Source organism: Variovorax sp. YR752, from assembly GCF_943372545.1.
Genome location: NZ_CALRZC010000403.1, coordinates 1 through 3,441 on the forward strand (window position 1 = coordinate 1; position 3,441 = coordinate 3,441).

The window sequence follows — 3,441 nt, forward strand, 5'->3', positions numbered from 1 at the left end:
GGCGCGCCGACGCCGGTCCCCCGTGGGGACATTCGCTTGCTTGGGGCGGCCCGGCGCGGCGCTCATTGCACCGACTCCATCAGCTGGAAGATGGGCAGGTACATGAGCACGACCACCGTGCCGATCACGCCGCCCATCAGCAGCATCAGCAGCGGGCTGATCAGCCGCGTGACCACTTCGGTGAGCCGGGTCAGTTCCTCGTCGTAGAAGGCGGCCGCCTCGCCGAACATCGCACCGACGCTGCCGCTGCGCTCGCCCACACGCACCATGCGCACCGACACCGGCGTGGTCAGCCCCTGCGCGAGCAAGGCATCCGACAGGCGCTGGCCCTGCTCGACCCCGGCCGTCGCCGCATCGAGCGAGGCGCGCAGATGCGGAGCGATCACGCCGCGTGCGGTGCGCAGCGCCGCCACGGCGGGCACGCCGGCGGCAAGCAGCATGCTCAGCGTGCGATACAGGCGTGCCAGCGCGAGCAGCCGCAGGCGGGCCGAGAGCAGCGGCACCGACCATGCCAGGCCGAGCAACCTTTCGCGCAGCAGCGGCTGTTGCCATGCCGCCCAGGGCGAGGCCATCAGCGCGACTGCAATCGCCGCGCTGGACCACGGGTGCGTGCCGGTCCACTGCCCGATCGCCAGTAGCGCGCGCGAAGCGGCCGGTACGTCACCATCGACACCATCCAGCAGGCCGGCGAAGCGCGGCACCACGTAGACGAGCAGGAACAGCACCACCGCAGCGCCCGCGTACAGCAGCAACAACGGGTAGACACTCGCGCTGACCAGCCGGTCGCGCAGCGTCTCCACCCAGGCCAGGTAGTCGGAGTGAGCTCGCAGGGCATCCTGCAACTGGCCGGTGCGCTCGGCGGAGGAAACCACCGCGATGAACAGGGCATCGAAGGCCTCGGGCCGCACCGCCAGCGCCGCCGAGAAGGACTCGCCGGCCTGCAGGCTCGCCTCGACGGCGGCCAGGGCTGCCGCAGTGGCAGGCGAGTCCTCCTTCTCGCGCAGCGTGACCACCGCCTCCAGCAGCGGAATGCCGGCGGCCAGCAGCACCGACAGTTCCTTGCTGAACAGGCGCAGTGGAAAGCGCTCGGCCCGCCGGCTGCCGGAGGATTCGTTCGCCACTCTGAGCGGCTCGACACCGAGCACCTGGTGCGGCGGCAGCCCGAGCAAGGCCGCCACGGCCTGCGCATCCGGCGCTTCGACACGGCGCGAGACGACGCCGTCGGCTTGCAGGCAACGAACCTCGAAGGTCGGCATTGGTGTCACCAGTTGCCGATGTCGGCATCCTCGCCCTCGCCGCCGGGGCGCCCGTCGCGACCCTGGGTCGAGAGATCGAACTCACCATGCTCGCCGGGACTGCGGTAGATGTAGTCGTGGCCCCAGGGGTCCTTGGGCACGGCCTTGGTCAGGTAGGGGCCGGCCCACTTCGGCTCGTCGGCCGGCCTGACGCGCAGCGCGGCCAGGCCCTGCGCACTGTCCGGGTAGCGGCCGGCGTCGAGCCGGTACTGGTCGAGCGCCTTCTGCAGGCCGTCGATCTGCGCGCGCGCCACCTTCACCTCTGACTTGCCGATCTGCGCAAACAGGCGCGGGCCGACATAGCCCGCCAGCAGGCCGATGATGACCATCACGACGAGCAGTTCGAGAAGCGTGAAGCCGCGAGCGCCGCGGGCGAGTATCGGTTGCATCGGTGGGATGGAGTTCGCGGCAAGGGACGGCGACATGCCGCCCCTGTCTGCAGAGCAGGCTATCTGCCGCCGATGACTCTCGCGTGAAGACAGGTTCCGAACGGATCATTTGCCATGATCCGTTCGGACTACGCCGCGTTCAGCCCGCCTTGCGGTCGCGAAGGCGCACCAGGCTGCCGATCAGTCCCAGCCCGGCCACGGCCAGCGCCAGGGCGCCCGGCTCGGGCACCGGCGTCACGTAGCCGGTGATGCTGGTGGCGTAGCTGTGCAACACGCCGGGCAGCAGCGCGTACTCGCCGGTCAGCGTCGTCGTGGCCCCGCCGGTGGTGAAGAAGCAGCCGCTGGTCTGGCCGATCGGGCACTGAATCGAGCCGGCGTAGGGGTCGGCGTCGCTGAAGCGGAAATAGACGTCGTACTGCGTGCCGCTGCCGCTCTGCGTCACGCTGTAGTCATTGTCGGTGCCGGTGAGCACGAGGTAGCGGCCGTCTGCCAATTGCGGACCGATGGCCAGGCCTTCCCACTTCTCCGGCGAGCGCCCGCCCAGCGCGGCGAGCGTGGCGGCGTCGAGGTCGATCACCTTGCTGCCCTTGACCACCGCACCGGCGAAGCTGCCGCTGGCCGGAAGATCCACGTCGGTGACATCGACGGCCGTGCTCAGGTCGATCTGGTAGACCGACTTGTCGGCGGTGGCCAGCGTGGCGCCGACACCAACGCCGCGGTTGTTGCGCTCGAGCACCAGGAACTTGTCGTTGCCCAGAGCCACGATCGCCGAGATGCCCTGCCCCTGGCCGGCACGGTCGAGCTGGTAGGCGTATTGAGCAACCGCCAGGCCGGTCTCGGTGTCGAACTTGACGATGCGTGTGTACTGCCCGCGCGACGACGAGGTCCAGCCGTCCTGGATGGTGCCGTTCTGCAGCATCGCGTAGGCGTAGCGGCCGTCAGGGCTGATGGCCAGGCCTTCGAAGCCGCGGTTGCCCTCGCGGCCGGACGTCAGCGTCGGCGGCGCGGCGTTGTAGTTCGCCGTGCTGCCGGCGCGCGGCACGAGGTTGTCCGGGATCGTGTACTGGCGCACCAGCTGGCCGCCGCGGTTGAACTCGTAGACCGACGGGCCGTACTCGTCGGAGACGAGGATGTTGCCGGTGACCGGGTTGATCACCATGCCTTCGGGATCGAACGAGTTGCCGAGCACTGAAGGATTCGCAGGCGCCAGCCCGTTGAGGCTGCCGGAGCCACTGCTGAAGCGAACCGTCTGCTGCACCTGGAAGCCGCTGATCGCGCCGGTGCTGCGGTCCACGTCGAGCGTGAAGCGTTGCAGGCGCGTTTCGTAGGACAGCAGGCCGCCGCCCGGGCCGCGGTCGGACAGGCCCCACCACTCGTTGCGGTTCGGGTCGTAGTAGAGATCGGAGAAGAAGCCGAGGCGGCGCTCGGCCGGCGTGCCTGCGCTGAGGTCAGTCGAGCCGCCGTCGATGGCGATGCCGTTGACGAACGCGGCGGGCGAGACGGTCTGCGCTGCGGCCGCGCTGCACAGCGCGCTGATCGCAAGGGCGGTGAGAGTCTTCTTCAAGATGCGATTCCTCGGAAATGGCGGTGGAAGCAAATCACACGACGCTAGGGCCTGTTAACACTAATTGCGCAGCGGTCGTTCTGCATTGACACTGTGTCGATGGAGATCACTGCAGCGCAATTCGCCCAGATCGAGCACTGCCTGCCTCGGCAGCGAGGCAACGTCAGCTTGTCGAATCTGCAGGTGCTCAACG

The 3,441-nt window shown here is 68.9% G+C and carries 3 protein-coding genes and 1 pseudogene; 1 reads left to right on the plus strand and 3 read right to left on the minus strand.

The genetic code is table 11. The features are described 5' to 3' along the window. Positions 1-62: 62 nt before the first annotated feature. The 3 genes from AAG801_RS41085 to AAG801_RS41095 form a co-directional block, all read right to left on the minus strand. Entirely contained in the window at positions 63-1,256 is a 1,194-nt protein-coding gene (locus AAG801_RS41085; RefSeq protein ID WP_341893628.1) for a type II secretion system F family protein, read from the minus strand. Positions 1,257-1,261: 5 nt separating this feature from the next. Then, entirely contained in the window at positions 1,262-1,684 is a 423-nt protein-coding gene (gene gspG / locus AAG801_RS41090; RefSeq protein ID WP_341893629.1) for a type II secretion system major pseudopilin GspG, read from the minus strand. A 139-nt stretch (positions 1,685-1,823) separates the two neighbouring features. Then, a complete protein-coding gene (locus AAG801_RS41095) occupies positions 1,824-3,248 on the minus strand; it encodes an esterase-like activity of phytase family protein (protein WP_341893630.1) in 1,425 nt (474 codons plus the stop codon). 99 nt (positions 3,249-3,347) lie between these two features. On the opposite strand from AAG801_RS41095, the pseudogene AAG801_RS41100 reads away from it, so the two are divergent. Next, positions 3,348-3,441 (plus strand): annotated as a pseudogene (locus AAG801_RS41100) (IS5/IS1182 family transposase); the annotation flags it as partial.